The sequence below is a fragment of the Methylocaldum gracile genome, assembly GCF_053646815.1.
In genome coordinates this window covers 1,837,283-1,851,378 of record NZ_CM132196.1, presented here as the reverse complement: position 1 = coordinate 1,851,378, position 14,096 = coordinate 1,837,283, and the positions used below count along the sequence as shown (strand labels likewise).

Below are 14,096 nucleotides of genomic sequence, written 5' to 3'. Positions count from 1 at the left end.
ATTCGGATCACTGATAACAATAACACTATGAATCGCCCGATCTCCGCTCTGCCCGATCTCGCCCGAAAACCTTTACCCGACTTTCCCGGCTGGTGGGCTACGCTGGGCCCCGGAATCGTATGGATGGCATTGGCACAAGGCAGCGGCGAACTGATCTGGTGGCCCTATCTGATCGCGAAATACGGTTTGACATTCCTATTCCTCTTGATTCCGGCCTGCTTGCTCCAGTACCCGATCAACGTCGAAATCGGCCGCTACACGCTATTGACCGGCGAGAGCATTTTTCACGGGTTCATCCGGCTCAACCGCGTTTTCGGCATTCTTCTGTGGATATTGATGTCGGTCTCGTTCCTCTGGTTCGGAGCCTTCGCCTCGGCGGGCGGTACGGCGTTGGCGGCCTTGACCCATCTCCCCGAAGGCTGGGACGCCCGTAGCCAATCGCTGTTTTGGGGATATTGCTCGATCGGCGTGTTCTTGGCCGCCATCGTGTTCAGCAAAGTCGTATACGTCTTGGTCGAGCGATTCATGAAAATGGTCGCCGTCACCACCGTGGCCGGCCTGCTCTGGGCTTGTCTCCAGACCGAGGTCATCGCGGCGGTACCGGACTTCCTTCGGGGTCTATTGGGCCCTACGGCTCCGCTGCCCCGCCCTTGGGAAGCACAGGACGCCACCAAGCTGCTCACCGCCATCGCATTCGCCGGATTGGGCGGCTTTTGGATCTTGTTCTATTCGTACTGGCTGCGTGACAAAGGCGTCGGGATGGCGGTGCACATGGGCAAAATCACGGGGCCCATCGCCGGCAAGCCCGAGGTCATCACCAGCGACGGTTTTCTCCCGGATGCGTTGCCTGAAAACGAGGATCGCTGGCGGAAATGGCAGCAGTTCCTTCGTGCCGACGTACTGATCGGGATCGTCGGCAATCTGTTGACGACGCTCATGACCTGTCTTCTGGCGTATGCGCTCCTGTTTCCCAAAGGCCTGTTGCCTCAGGAGTATGAACTTGCGGTGGTGCAAAGCCGCTTTTTCGAGGTCGGCTGGGGCGAAATCGGGAGGCTATTGTTCCTCTTGGTAGCCGCAGCCTTTCTGACCGATACTTGGCTGGCGACGGCGGATGCCGTCAGCCGGATGCAGGCCGACATCGTCCATGTACTCTTTCCGAAAAGCCGGCGAATTGCTCTACGCACCTGGTATTACATCTTTCTGGCGCTACTGACGCTGATCACGTCGTTGACCATGCTGCTCGATACGCCGGGCACGTTGATCCTGACCAGCGCCGTCATTGGTTTTGCGGGAACCGTCATGTTCCCCGTGGCTTTGTATCTGCTCAATTTTCGCCGCCTTGCGCCGCAGCTGCCGGTATGGGCCAGACCGCCGGATGCCGGACGCTGGCTCCTGGGATTGAGCTTTGTGATCTATCTCGGACTCGCACTGGCCTATGGCTGCTCCATGCTTGCCGACTAAATCAACAACGCCATGAAATCGACGACGGTTGCAAACAGGCTTCGAAGCGGTGAATGGCCTTTGCTGCCGTACCTCCATGAGCTCGAAAACCGCTTCGCCGAAATCGAGCCGAACGTCCTGGCTTTCGTGCCCGAGGAGCATCGCTGGACACGGCTCTATCGGGAGGCCGACGATTTGCTGCGCCGTTATCCGAAGCCCGAAAATCGGCCGCCTTTGTTCGGCGCGCCGATAGGCATTAAGGATATCTTTCACATCGACGGATTTGAAACGCGCGCAGGCAGTCGCTTGCCGCCCGAAGAACTTAGCGGTGCGGAAGCCAGCACCGTGACGCGTCTGAAAGATGCCGGCGCGCTCATTATCGGAAAGACCGTCACCGCTGAATTCGCCTATATCGCCCCCGGTCCGACACGCAATCCCTGCAATCCGGAGCACACGCCGGGCGGATCGAGCAGCGGCTCCGCGGCGGCCGTTGCCGCCGGCCTCTGCCTCTTGGCGCTCGGCACGCAGACCGTCGGATCTATCAATCGGCCCGCCGCTTTCTGCGGCCTCTGCGGATTCAAGCCCAGCTACGGAAGAGTTCCCGTGGACGGCGTAATTCCCCTGGCGCCGAGCGTGGACCATGTCGGCTGGTTCGCTTCCGATGTCGATGGAATCGAATTGGCTGCACAGGCGCTGGTTCCGGACTGGAAATCATCCCTAACCCATGGTCGTCCGAGGTTTGGAATTCCGGACGGCCCTTACCTCGATCATGTCACGCCGGACGCTAGACTCGGTTTTCAAGAGACCTGCGAGACGCTTAGAGCCAACGGGTATGTTCTCATCGAAGTATCGGCATTTCCCGATTTCGAGGAACTCTATCGTTCGCATCATCTGCTCGTTGCTGCCGAAGCTGCGCAGGTACACGAAAATTGGTACCGAAAGTACAAACCGCTTTACCGTCCGGAAACCGCAGAGCTCATCGAGCGCGGCCTCAAGGCTTCGGCATCGGACCTTGAGATCGCCAGAGCGGTCCGACTACGTCAGGGAGCACACCTCGCAGCGCTGATGCAACAACATGGCATCGATGCTTGGATTTCCCCTTCCGCGACCGGACCGGCCCCTCATGGGCTGAACAGCACCGGCGACTCGGTGATGCAGTTGCCCTGGACTCAAGCAGGCGTTCCTCTCCTCAGTATTCCGACCGGCGTCATCCGCGGTTTACCGGTCGGAATACAAATCGCTGGATCGTGGGGAAACGACGAAACACTAGTCCGATCGGCGCAGGGCATCGAATCGCTATTCGCCTCCCGCCGAACGAGATAATCGTCCTAAGGCGCGCTTTTCCGAAGATCAAAGCTACCCGGTGGTGGTATCCTATCGCCCCGTTTTTCGCTTCCTTGAATCCATGCAGCTTCCTAATTTCGACTCGGCCCGCATCCTGGTCGTCGGCGACTTAATGCTCGATCGCTACTGGCACGGCGGCACTTCCCGCATTTCGCCGGAGGCTCCGGTTCCGGTCGTACTGGTAAATGGCGTCGAGGAACGATTGGGTGGTGCGGGCAACGTCGCCCTCAATATTGCGACATTTGGGACGCAAACCAGCCTCATCGGTTATTGTGGGCGCGACGAAGCCGGACAGAATCTTATCGCTCTCCTGCAATCCGCCGGTATCGACTGTGTTGTGGAGCAAATTCCGGGACGGCCGACCATCACCAAGCTCAGAGTGCTGAGCCGCCATCAACAGCTCATCCGGCTGGACTTCGAGGACCGCTTTCATGACGTCCCGTCGGCCCATCTCCTCGCGAATTTCGCCGGGAAGTTGAACGAGGCCGATGTCGTGGTACTCTCCGACTACGGCAAGGGAACCCTCAATTCAGTTCAGGAACTGATTCAACTCGCCGGAGAAGCGGGCAAGATGGTTTTAGTGGACCCAAAGGGCACCGATTTCGATCGATACCGCGGCGCCACCCTCATTACTCCCAATCGCAGCGAATTTGAGGCCGTGGCCGGACCTTGCCGGGATGATCATGAACTGGCGGATAAGGGCCTTGGCCTGCTGGAAAAGCTCGAGCTAAAGGCCCTCTTGATTACACGCGGCGAACACGGGATGACTTTGCTGCGACGCGGCGAATCCCCCCGGCATTTGCCAGCCCACGCCAAAGAGGTCTACGATGTAACCGGAGCCGGCGATACCGTCATTTCGACTCTCGCCGCAGCTCTGGCGGCGGGCGCATCGCTGGAGGATGCCACGGGTCTTGCAAATCTCGCCGCCGGAATCGTCGTGGGCAAGCTAGGGACGGCAAGCGTGACTCTCGAAGAATTGGATGACGCCCTGCACGGTCAGCGCGCCCTTCATCGCGGCGCGATCGAGCTCGACGAACTTTTGCCTTTGCTCGGCACGGCGCGACGCAAAGGAGAGAAGATCGTCGTCACCAACGGATGCTTCGACATCCTGCATCCCGGCCATATCCAATACCTCCAGCAAGCCCGAGCTCTGGGTGACCGGCTTATCGTGCTGGTCAACAGCGACGCCTCGGTAAGACGCCTCAAGGGCAGCGGCCGCCCGGTCAATCCGCTCGAACATCGCATGACCATGCTGGCGGCTCTCGAATGCGTCGATTGGGTCGTGCCGTTCGAAGAAGATACGCCGCGCGACGTCGTCGGACGCCTGCTGCCCGATATTCTCGTGAAAGGCGGCGACTACAAAGACATCACCGAAATAGCCGGCCACGATCATGTTCTGGCCAACGGAGGAGAAGTCAGGATTCTGGATTTTCTAGGCGATTATTCGACCACCCGAATCATTCAAGCCATACGCAATACCTGAACATGTCTGATCACGCCCGTTTAACGGACAGAATGGTGGACGCGCTTCGCGTTCCCCCTTATTCCATCCACGCCGAGCAATCCGTACTCGGCGGTCTCATGCTCGACAACCAAACCTGGGACGTCGTGGCCGACCGGGTGGGAGAAGAGGATTTCTACCGCAAGGATCACAAACTGATATTCCGCGCGATCAAGCAGCTTGCGGAAAAACAGACGCCGTTCGACGTCGTCACCCTGTCGGAAGTCCTGGAAAAAACCGGTTCGCTGGAAGAAGCGGGCGGACTCGCCTATCTCGCGATGATGGCCAAGGAGACGCCCAGCGCCGCCAATATCTCGTCCTATGCCGATATCGTGCGTGAAAAGTCGGTATTGCGGCAGCTGATCCATGCAGGTACCGAAATCGCCGATTCAGCCTTCCAGCCGGAAAATCGCGATTTGGCCCTGTTGCTCGAAACAGCCGAGCAAAAGGTTTTTCAGATCGCCGATCAGCGGCGGCGCGGCGGAGTCGGCTTCAAGCCGATCAAGTCGCTCTTGTCGGCCGCCATAGACCGAATCGAGATGCTCTTCCACAAGGAAGGCCACATCACCGGCGCGAGCACCGGTTTCGCCGATTTCGACGAAATGACTTCTGGCATGCAAGCCTCCGATCTCATCATCATCGCCGGCCGCCCATCCATGGGAAAGACCACCTTCGCCATGAACATTGCCGAAAACGTGGCCATCAAGGAGCAGGTTCCGGTAGCCGTATTCAGCATGGAAATGCCGGGCGAACAACTGGCCATGCGCATGATGTCGTCTCTGGGCCGCATCGACCAGCACCGGGTGCGCACCGGAAAGCTGGAGGACGACGAATGGCCGCGCATGACTTCCGCCATCAATATCCTGGCGGAAACCAAGCTGTTCATCGACGACACCCCTGCCCTGACACCCACCGAAGTCCGCGCCCGTTGCCGCCGCCTGGCACGCGAGCACGGTCAACTCGGACTGGTGGTGCTCGACTATCTTCAGCTCATGCAGTGCTCCGGCGGCGAAAACCGTGTGGCGGAGATCTCGGAAATTTCCCGCTCGCTCAAGGCATTGGCCAAGGAGCTGAACGTTCCGGTGATCGCCCTTTCGCAGCTCAACCGCAATCTCGAACAGCGCCCCAATAAACGGCCGGTTCCATCCGACCTGCGCGAATCGGGCTCGATCGAGCAGGACGCGGACCTGATCGTGTTCATCTACCGCGACGAGGTCTATCACCCCGATTCCTCCGACAAGGGCACCGCCGAAATCATCATCGCGAAACAGCGTAACGGCCCGATCGGAACCGTGCGCCTTACCTTCCTCGGCCAATACACGCGCTTCGAAAACTTTATCTCGGATCCGTACGCGGGCGAGGACTTTTAAGAATGATGCTGTCTGCTTATGCCGAGCTCGATTTGACGGCAGTCACGCATAATCTCACGCGCATTCGAGCGTTTGCGCCGAAAGCGAAAATCATGGCGGTGATCAAGGCCAACGCCTACGGCCACGGGCTGATTCGGATCGCCAAGGTATTGAGCGATGCCGATGCCTTCGCCGTAGCCCGCCTCGGCGAAGGCATCGCCCTTCGCGACGCGGGTATAAGGCAGCGTATCGCCGTGCTTCAAGGCTTCGTCGATAGCGAAGAACTGGAGCTCCATAGTCGCTACGGATTGGAGCCCGTCATCCATTCCCCGTTTCAGGTGGAACTTCTGGAGCAAGTTTCCTCGATGGAGTCGGTATCGGTTTGGTTGAAACTGGATACAGGAATGCACCGGCTCGGCTTGCTGCGGGACGAATTCTCATCCTGTTATTCGAGGCTTCAACGGTGTTCCGCGGTGCGCCAACCTATTCCCGTGATGACTCACTTGGCCAATGCCGACGTTTTTCAGGACACGATTACGGCAATACAGCTGGATTGCTTCAAAAGCGCGCTCCATAACGTTCAAACCGAATGCAGCATCGCCAATTCGGCAGGACTTCTGGCCTGGGATACCGCACGTGTCGAATGGGTCCGCCCCGGAATTGCGCTTTACGGTGTGTCGCCGTTTCCTGGTCGTACCGGTCCGGACGAAGGCCTCAGACCGGTGATGACCTTCCGGAGCCGGCTCATCGCGATAAAGAATCTGAAAGCCGGCGATGCCGTGGGTTATGGCGGTGATTGGATTTGCCCGCGCCCGACTCGCCTCGGAATCGTCTCGATCGGCTATGGCGACGGTTATCCTCGCCACGCGCAGTCAGGCACGCCGGTGCTGGTTCGTGGTCGGCGGGCAAGCCTGATCGGACGCGTTTCCATGGATATGATCAGCCTCGATCTCACGGATTGCCCCGACGCTCGGGTTGGGGATGAAGTCACTCTATGGGGCAAAGGCCTGCCCGTCGAGGAAATCGCTCAATACGCCTCGACTATTCCCTATGCCCTGCTCTGCGGCGTCACACCGCGGGTCAAGATGGTCGAACGGTGGGAATAGCACGTATTTTTTGATCGGATCGTTCGGCCGATAATCACTCGTCGTCCAAATCGAAGACGTTGTACAAAGGAGCCGTTGTGGCCGAACGCATCGCCAAACCCCAAGTGGGCGCTCCCGACCCGGAGCTGAGGACGTCGCCGATTCTGGAGGAATTCGATGACGATTATCTGGTATTAAAGCAGCAAGTGCCCGGCGAACCGGTTTGTCACTTCAACGACAAACGATATGCTCACGGCACGTATGTTTGTAGCGGCGATACGCTTCTGCGCTGCGATTACGGAGTTTGGATCAGAACCGGCTCTTGCGACCCGGACAATCCTTAATTCCGTTATAACGGCCACCTTGTTCCACTGACGAGAGGATAACGTTATGCCGCAGCACCTTACCGATAAACAGCTCGAAGCATTCCGCAATAGACTCGAAACGCGTCTTGCAGAACTGACCCGAGGCGTTCGTGAAGAAGTCATTCAGTCGGGTCGTCACCACTTTACCGATGTCGCCGGCGAGGTTCACGACTCGGAAGAAGCTTCGGTCGCCAATCTGGTCATCGATATGGAACTGCAAACGATAGATCGGCATATTCAGGAAATTCGCGAGATAGAATCCACTCTCATCCGTATCGGCAGCCGCGAATTCGGCATTTGCGTCGATTGCGAGCAACCGATCGCGTTAGCGCGGCTGGAGGCGAACCCTACGACCGAGCGCTGTATTGCCTGCCAGAGCGCGTACGAGAAGGAACAAGCCTTGACGCATTCACCGTCTCTGTAGATTCTGCCATTCGGCGCCTTTCCGGGTTAAGCTTGCGCCGTCGGAAACGCCAAGACATCCCCGATAGATTCCGCTCGCATCCTGATCATCAGCAGGCGATCCAATCCAAGAGCTATACCCGAGCAATCCGGCAGTCCACTCCTCAGCGCCGCCAGCAAGCGCTCGTCTTTAGCCGGCAAGGGCAAACCGTTTTCTTCTCGGATGACGAGATCCCGATCAAAGCGCTCTTCCTGCTCGACAGCATCGGCCAATTCGTGAAACCCGTTGCCCAACTCCAATCCTTCGAGAAATATCTCCACCCTTTCGACCACAAGCGGGTCGTCCGGCTTTTTTCGCGCAAGGGAGGGAAGAAAAGCGGGGAAATCGTAAACGAAAGTGATCCGCCCTCGCCCGAGACGGGGCTGGACCAGATGACTGAAGAGCAAATCGAGCCAAAGCGAGCGATCTCTGCCGCAAAGCGCCTCAGCCTCGGGAAGACCCCGAACTCTTGAGCGTTCGGCGAGTTCCTCGAACGAGGCCGATAATGGATCGACGCCTACATGCTCACGAAAAAGTTCGCGATAACTAAATCGCTCGGACGCTGCCAAAATCAGGTGATCACGGCAGATTTCTGCCAGCAACGCATCAATCTCGTCGATCAATTCGGCTAAATCGAATCCCACCCTGTACCATTCCAAAAGCGTAAATTCGGGATTGTGATGGCGCCCCGACTCTTCGTTCCGAAAGGCCTTGCAGATCTGGTAGATCGAACCGCTGCCCGCCGCCAGCAGGCGCTTCATTGCAAATTCCGGAGAGGTTTGCAGATAAAGTTGTTCGCCCTCACTACTGCCGGGCTGACGGAGAACGGTCGTGAAAGGATTGAGATTCGGATCGGTAACGCCGGCGCGGCACAGCAGTGGCGTCTCGACTTCCAAGACGTTTCTAGCCGAAAAAAACTGCCGAATTGTCGCAAGCAAAGCTGCCCGCTTCTTAAGAGCAGTCAGGGAACAACTGGGGCGCCAGTCCGCCATCGTCGGAAGAAACGTCGCTTGAGGTCGGCGGATACGGCGGACATGCCGCGTCCGCCGTCGAGCATGAAGGGATGCTATTTGACCCGAGATACGTACTCGCCCGTGCGGGTATCGACTTTGATCACCTCGCCGGTCTGCACGAACAGAGGGACCCTGACGACCGCTCCGGTGTCCAGGGTTGCCGGCTTGCCGCCGCCACCGGAGGTATCGCCACGCACGCCGGGATCGGTTTCAACAATCGTCAGCTCCACGAAGTTGGGCGGCGTGACCGAAATGGGAGCATTGTTGTACAGGGTGACGATGCATACGTCCTGCTCTTTGAGCCATTTCTTGGCATCGCCCACCACATCGCTGTCAGCGGCATACTGTTCGAAACTCTCCGGAACCATGAAGTGCCACTGCTCGCCATCGTTGTACAAATATTGCATTTCCGTATCGACGACGTCCGCACCTTCCAATGTTTCTCCGGATTTGAACGTGCGCTCGATGACACGGCCGGTCTTGAGGTTGCGGAGCTTTACGCGGTTAAATGCCTGCCCCTTACCCGGCTTGACGAATTCGTTCTCGATGATCGAACACGGATCGCCGTCGAGCATCACTTTTAAACCGCCCTTGAATTCATTGGTGCTGAATGTCGCCATTCTCTCCTCGTTCGCTTCAGTTAACTCAAAAAATACCGCGCATTATAATGTACGGCTTTGTCCTAAGAAACCCGACGTCTCTATGAAAACGCCCTGGCAGGCCGAGCTGGCCGACTCATTTACCAAACCCGCCGACCTCTTCGCTTTCTTGGAGTTGGATGAGATCCATCAAGCGGAATTCCTGGAGGCGACGGACCGTTTTTCGTTTCGCGTTACGCAAAGCTACGCTCGGCGCATGAGCAAACGCAATCCTCGCGACCCGCTTTTGCTTCAAGTGTTGCCCGATGCGCAGGAACTGATCGACCATCCGAACTTTGCAAACGATCCGGTGGGAGACTTAAAAGCCGTGACCGCCCCGGGAGTGCTGCACAAATACCATGGACGAATGTTGCTGATCACCACCGGTGCGTGCGCCATCCACTGCCGTTATTGCTTCAGGCGAAATTTTCCGTACGACGCGAACATGATCGGCAAACGGCAGGAACAGGATGCCGTTGACGCCATTCGGAGCGACCTAAGTATCAACGAAGTGATTCTCAGCGGCGGGGATCCTTTGGTGCTGAGCGACGAACGCTTGGCCCAGTTAATCCAAAAAATCGGGGAGATACAGCACATCAGGCGACTTCGAATTCACACGCGCCTCCCGGTAGTTCTACCGAACCGCATCACAACCGAACTTATCGCCGCGCTGACGGAGGCTCGTTTAAAAAGCGTGGTCGTCATTCACGCCAATCACGCGAACGAGTTCGATCACGACGTCAACGATGCGTTAAACGCACTCCAAAAGGCCGGAATTACACTCCTTAACCAGACCGTATTGTTAAAAGGCGTGAACGACGATGCCGAAACCCTTGTTCGACTGAGTGAAACACTTTTCGAGAACGGCGTGCTGCCGTATTACCTGCACGTACTGGACAAGGCGCAAGGGACCAGCCATTTCGACCTGTCGACGGAAGATGCGTTAGCGATTTACCAAGTCATGAGGGAAGCATTGCCTGGTTATCTGCTTCCCAAACTCGTTCGGGAGGAGGTGGGCCGACCGTACAAGACGCCGGTCGGATAAGATTTCAAAACTCCGGAAAAGCCATCAGCGGAGCCGGAACCCCGCCACGTCGGAAGTATCGACTTATTTAGTCGACGGCTTTCATGCTGAGACGAACCCTTCCCTGACGGTCAATCTCAAGAACCTTAACTTTGACGATGTCGCCCTCGGCCAGCTTATCGCTGACTTTCTCCACGTGTTCGTCCGAAATCTGCGAAATATGGACCAGCCCGTCCTTACCAGGGAGAATCGTAACGAATGCGCCGAAATCCATCAGTCGGGCAACACGGCCTTCGTAAACTTTCCCAACCTCGACTTCGGCCGTGATCGCTTCGATACGGCGACGCGCCTCCATTCCGGCTTCCTTGTCGACCGAAGCCACTTTAACGACACCGTCGTCGCTAATATCGATGCTGGCTCCCGTCTCTTCGGTGATCGCACGAATCGTCGCGCCGCCTTTGCCGATGACATCGCGAATCTTGCTCGGATCGATGGTGAAGCTCATGATGCGCGGCGCAAAATCCGACATCTCCTTCCGGGGAGCCGGCAAAGCCTCCGCCATTTTCGCCAAAATATGCAAACGCCCTTCTTTGGCCTGCTCGAGCGCCTGCCGCATGATTTCCGGCGTGATGCCGTCGATCTTGATGTCCATTTGCAATGCGGTCACGCCGTCGCTGGAGCCGGCGACCTTAAAATCCATATCGCCGAGGTGATCCTCGTCGCCCATGATGTCCGAGAGCACCGCAAAATGATCGCCTTCTTTGATCAAGCCCATGGCGATCCCGGCAACGGGAGCCTTGGTCGGAACCCCGGCATCCATCAGTGCCAAGCTGGTTCCGCACACCGACGCCATCGAACTGGAGCCGTTGGATTCGGTAATTTCAGAAACGACTCGAATCACGTAGGGGAAGCTTTCCGGAGCGGGCATGATGGCCTGCACGCCGCGCTTCGCCAGCCTGCCGTGTCCGATTTCACGCCGTTTCGGCGCGCCTATCGGGCCGATCTCTCCCACGCAGAAAGGCGGGAAATTGTAGTGCAACATGAAGGATTCTTTATATTCGCCTTCTATTGCATCGATCAATTGAGCATCGCGTCCCGTACCCAAGGTGGCAACCACCAGGGCCTGAGTCTCGCCGCGGGTGAACAGTGCGGAACCGTGAGTACGCGGCAGTACGCCTGTACGTATCGTAATCGGCCGTACGGTCTTCAAATCCCGTCCGTCTATGCGTTTGGATTCGTTCAGAATCCGCCACCGGACCACATCCGATTCCAATTTTTCCAGCATGCCTCGAACGGCGTTCTCGGCATAATTCCCGTCCGCCGTCAAAGCATCGATCGTTGCTTTGCGAATTTCTCTGAGTTTCTGCTGACGAGTCTGCTTATCAGCTGTCTGATAAGCTTCGGCAATCTGCGCTGCCGACAAATCCTTAACGGCCTGGTATAAGGCCGCGTTGGCAGCGGGTGGCTCCCAGTTCCATGGCGTGACACCCACGGTCTCGGCCAGTTCATGGATCGCCTTGATAGCCGTCTGCATATGCTCGTGGCCGAACAACACGGCTCCGAGCATGACTTCTTCCGGAAGCATATCGGCTTCGGACTCGACCATCAGAACCGCCTTTTCCGTACCGGCAACGACCAAGTCCAGCTTTGAATCTTCAAGAACCGAACCGGAAGGATTGAGCACGAATTGGCCATCGATATAGCCGACACGCGCTGCGCCGATCGGTCCTTGGAAAGGCATGCCCGAAAGCACCAGAGCCGCGGATGCCCCCAGCATCGAGGGAATATCCGGATCGACTTCGGGATTCAGGGAGAGAACCGTGGCAACGACCTGAACCTCGTTGGTGAATCCTTCCGGAAAAAGCGGGCGAATGGGCCGATCGATCAAGCGCGCGGTGAGGGTTTCTTTCTCGCTCGGCCGTCCCTCGCGCTTGAAAAAGCCGCCGGGGATGCGACCCGCCGCGTAGGCTTTCTCCTGATAGTTGACGGTCAGGGGGAAGAAATCGGTCTCGGGCGACGCCTCTTTCTCGCCAACGGCAGTGACCAAAACCACGGTTCCGGCCATATCCACCATAACGGCGGCATCCGTCTGGCGCGCAATTTCGCCGGTCTCGAAGGTAACGAGATATTCGCCGTACTTAAACTGTTTCCGAATCGGATTCACAATAATACCTTTACCGGGTGAACAACTATTTACGTAGACCCAATCGTTCAATCAAAGTCCGATAACGGTCGGAGTCCTTGCTCTTTAAGTAATCCAACAATTTGCGACGTCGATTGACCAAGCGCAACAAGCCGCGCCGCGAATGGTGATCTTTCTTGTTCTTAACGAAATGCGGAGTAAGGTGGTTAATCCGGGCGGTAAGCAGGGCCACCTGAACTTCCGGCGAGCCGGTGTCGTTCGCCGCTCGCTGATATTCTTGCATCACAGCGCTCTTGTCTGCAGTTTCAAAGGCCATTTTTTTCTCCTGAACAAACTTGTTTAACTTAATAAACTCACAATTGTAACTGTAGCTCTAGATGCGTTTCAATCGAAACGCCAACGAACTCAGAGTAATTTACGATCTAAGAGCCACCCTATTAAGATAGCTCCTGAACATCGCTCTGAACCGCCTTGACCAAACGCCGCGGTGTCACCCGTCCGTCGTCAAGAATCTCGCCCACTCCCATGAAAACAGATTGTTTTGCATACAATCTAACCCATCCATGCTTCGGCGCTTTAGGAACTAAAACGGCTTGGCCCTTTCGCACATAAAAACCGAGTTCGTCACTCAATTGAACCGCCGGCAAGGCGGATACGATGCGATCCATCGGGAGAACCAGTCCCAGCAATTCGCTTTCATCGAGTGTTTCCATACTTTCCAGCGTGTGAGAGTCGGCAATCGATAAGTCTCCTACCCCCGTACGTCTCAACATCTCGACATGGCCGCCGCAACCCAACGCTTTGCCGACGTCCTCGGCAAGGGTCCGGATATATGTGCCTTTCGAACACGCGACGTCCAATTGCAGACTCGACGAATCGAACCCCAGCAGCTTCAATTCATGAATGACCACTCGACGGGGTTCCCGTTCCACCTCGATGCCTTGGCGGGCCAAATCGTAAAGGCGTCGCCCTTGATGCTTGAGCGCAGAGTACATCGGCGGAACCTGAAGGATCTCGCCGCGGAATCCAGCCAGAACCTGCTCAACCACGTCCTCGCTCAGTGGCTTCACGGCCTTCGTCTCGACAATCTCGCCCTCGGAATCTCCGGTAAGTGTCGCTATCCCAAGGCGAACCTTCACCCGATAACGTTTGTCCGTATTCAGGAGAAACCCCGACAATTTCGTCGCTTCGCCCAAACAAATCGGGAGCAAACCGCTGGCGAGCGGATCGAGGCTTCCGGTATGACCGGCCTTTTGCGCTTTCAAAATCCGCTTGACCTTTTGCAGCGCCGCGTTTGACGTCATACCGGAAGCTTTGTCCAACAGCACAATGCCGTTAATGGACCGCAAATCGTTGCGGCGACTCATCGCTACCACCTATTCGCCGCTTTTCGGCTCTTCATGCAGCCGATCCAGGAGTGCATCCATATGCATGCCGCGCTCGATCGAATCGTCGTAGACGAAATGGATCTCGGGCATATTACGGATGCGAAGGCGCTTTCCCAGTTCGCGACGCAGCATCGGGATCATCGTCGATAAGAGCGCCACACATTTTTCGGCCGGCTCCTTGGCTCCCAAGAAAGTCACGAAAACTTTGGCTACAGCAAGATCACGGCTTACTACGGCATCGCTCACGGTAACCATTCCAAGGCGAGGTTCTTTTACCTGCGTCCGAATAAGATCCGCCAATTCCCTTTGGAGCTGCGAGGCAACCCGGTCGCTCCGTTTAAACTCTCTCGGCATATGAACTTAG

At 56.9% G+C, this 14,096-nt stretch carries 14 protein-coding genes; 8 read left to right on the top strand and 6 right to left on the bottom strand.

What is annotated here, in order from left to right:
* The first annotated feature begins 27 nt into the window (after positions 1–27).
* The 7 genes from ACWJJK_RS08110 (at position 28) to ACWJJK_RS08080 (ending at position 7,508) form a co-directional block, all read left to right on the top strand.
* Complete coding sequence (locus ACWJJK_RS08110; protein WP_434130656.1) at positions 28–1,461, top strand: Nramp family divalent metal transporter; 1,434 nt, start codon at positions 28–30, stop codon at positions 1,459–1,461.
* Between the two features lie 12 nt (positions 1,462–1,473).
* Entirely contained in the window at positions 1,474–2,763 is a 1,290-nt protein-coding gene (locus tag ACWJJK_RS08105) for an amidase (RefSeq protein WP_156880049.1), read from the top strand.
* Positions 2,764–2,845: 82 nt separating this feature from the next.
* On the top strand, positions 2,846–4,267 hold the full coding sequence (gene hldE / locus ACWJJK_RS08100) for a bifunctional D-glycero-beta-D-manno-heptose-7-phosphate kinase/D-glycero-beta-D-manno-heptose 1-phosphate adenylyltransferase HldE (RefSeq protein WP_156880050.1): 1,422 nt from the start codon (positions 2,846–2,848) through the stop codon (positions 4,265–4,267).
* Between the two features lie 2 nt (positions 4,268–4,269).
* Positions 4,270–5,655: a replicative DNA helicase gene (dnaB, locus tag ACWJJK_RS08095; protein ID WP_077730443.1), complete on the top strand. Its 1,386-nt coding sequence runs from the start codon at positions 4,270–4,272 to the stop codon at positions 5,653–5,655.
* A 2-nt stretch (positions 5,656–5,657) separates the two neighbouring features.
* On the top strand, positions 5,658–6,740 hold the full coding sequence (gene alr, locus ACWJJK_RS08090) for an alanine racemase (protein WP_156880051.1): 1,083 nt from the start codon (positions 5,658–5,660) through the stop codon (positions 6,738–6,740).
* A 77-nt stretch (positions 6,741–6,817) separates the two neighbouring features.
* The gene (locus ACWJJK_RS08085; protein WP_077730518.1) at positions 6,818–7,063 is read left to right on the top strand and encodes a DUF1496 domain-containing protein; all 246 of its coding nucleotides are present in this window, start codon (positions 6,818–6,820) and stop codon (positions 7,061–7,063) included.
* Between the two features lie 46 nt (positions 7,064–7,109).
* Positions 7,110–7,508: a TraR/DksA family transcriptional regulator gene (locus ACWJJK_RS08080; protein ID WP_077730441.1), complete on the top strand. Its 399-nt coding sequence runs from the start codon at positions 7,110–7,112 to the stop codon at positions 7,506–7,508.
* A 26-nt stretch (positions 7,509–7,534) separates the two neighbouring features.
* On the opposite strand, the gene epmA is transcribed toward ACWJJK_RS08080, so the two are convergent.
* Entirely contained in the window at positions 7,535–8,518 is a 984-nt protein-coding gene (gene epmA / locus ACWJJK_RS08075) for an EF-P lysine aminoacylase EpmA (protein ID WP_156880053.1), read from the bottom strand.
* Positions 8,519–8,592: 74 nt separating this feature from the next.
* Entirely contained in the window at positions 8,593–9,159 is a 567-nt protein-coding gene (gene efp, locus ACWJJK_RS08070; RefSeq protein WP_077730439.1) for an elongation factor P, read from the bottom strand.
* On the opposite strand from efp, the gene epmB reads away from it, so the two are divergent.
* Positions 9,143–10,222, top strand: a complete 1,080-nt coding sequence (epmB, locus tag ACWJJK_RS08065; protein ID WP_434113217.1) for an EF-P beta-lysylation protein EpmB — start codon at positions 9,143–9,145, stop codon at positions 10,220–10,222. The two genes, efp and epmB, sit on opposite strands and share 17 nt — an antisense overlap.
* A 67-nt stretch (positions 10,223–10,289) precedes the next feature.
* On the opposite strand, the gene pnp is transcribed toward epmB, so the two are convergent.
* The 4 genes from pnp to rbfA form a co-directional block, all read right to left on the bottom strand.
* Positions 10,290–12,365: a polyribonucleotide nucleotidyltransferase gene (gene pnp / locus ACWJJK_RS08060; RefSeq protein WP_077730437.1), complete on the bottom strand. Its 2,076-nt coding sequence runs from the start codon at positions 12,363–12,365 to the stop codon at positions 10,290–10,292.
* Positions 12,366–12,390: 25 nt separating this feature from the next.
* Entirely contained in the window at positions 12,391–12,660 is a 270-nt protein-coding gene (gene rpsO, locus ACWJJK_RS08055; RefSeq protein ID WP_077730436.1) for a 30S ribosomal protein S15, read from the bottom strand.
* A gap of 121 nt (positions 12,661–12,781) precedes the next feature.
* Positions 12,782–13,711, bottom strand: a complete 930-nt coding sequence (gene truB / locus ACWJJK_RS08050) for a tRNA pseudouridine(55) synthase TruB (protein ID WP_077730435.1) — start codon at positions 13,709–13,711, stop codon at positions 12,782–12,784.
* 9 nt (positions 13,712–13,720) lie between these two features.
* Positions 13,721–14,086 (bottom strand): 30S ribosome-binding factor RbfA, encoded by a 366-nt coding sequence (rbfA, locus tag ACWJJK_RS08045; protein ID WP_077730434.1) that lies wholly within the window; start codon positions 14,084–14,086, stop codon positions 13,721–13,723.
* Between the last annotated feature and the right edge of the window lie 10 nt (positions 14,087–14,096).

Coding starts and splice junctions, on each gene's coding strand:
- rbfA (WP_077730434.1), bottom strand. CDS start 14,086: ATGCCGAGAGAGTTTAAACGGAGCGACCGGGTTGCCTCGCAGCTCCAA.
- dnaB (WP_077730443.1), top strand. CDS start 4,270: ATGTCTGATCACGCCCGTTTAACGGACAGAATGGTGGACGCGCTTCGC.
- rpsO (WP_077730436.1), bottom strand. CDS start 12,660: ATGGCCTTTGAAACTGCAGACAAGAGCGCTGTGATGCAAGAATATCAG.
- hldE (WP_156880050.1), top strand. CDS start 2,846: ATGCAGCTTCCTAATTTCGACTCGGCCCGCATCCTGGTCGTCGGCGAC.
- truB (WP_077730435.1), bottom strand. CDS start 13,711: ATGAGTCGCCGCAACGATTTGCGGTCCATTAACGGCATTGTGCTGTTG.
- ACWJJK_RS08110 (WP_434130656.1), top strand. CDS start 28: ATGAATCGCCCGATCTCCGCTCTGCCCGATCTCGCCCGAAAACCTTTA.
- ACWJJK_RS08080 (WP_077730441.1), top strand. CDS start 7,110: ATGCCGCAGCACCTTACCGATAAACAGCTCGAAGCATTCCGCAATAGA.
- epmA (WP_156880053.1), bottom strand. CDS start 8,518: ATGGCGGACTGGCGCCCCAGTTGTTCCCTGACTGCTCTTAAGAAGCGG.
- alr (WP_156880051.1), top strand. CDS start 5,658: ATGATGCTGTCTGCTTATGCCGAGCTCGATTTGACGGCAGTCACGCAT.
- ACWJJK_RS08105 (WP_156880049.1), top strand. CDS start 1,474: ATGAAATCGACGACGGTTGCAAACAGGCTTCGAAGCGGTGAATGGCCT.
- efp (WP_077730439.1), bottom strand. CDS start 9,159: ATGGCGACATTCAGCACCAATGAATTCAAGGGCGGTTTAAAAGTGATG.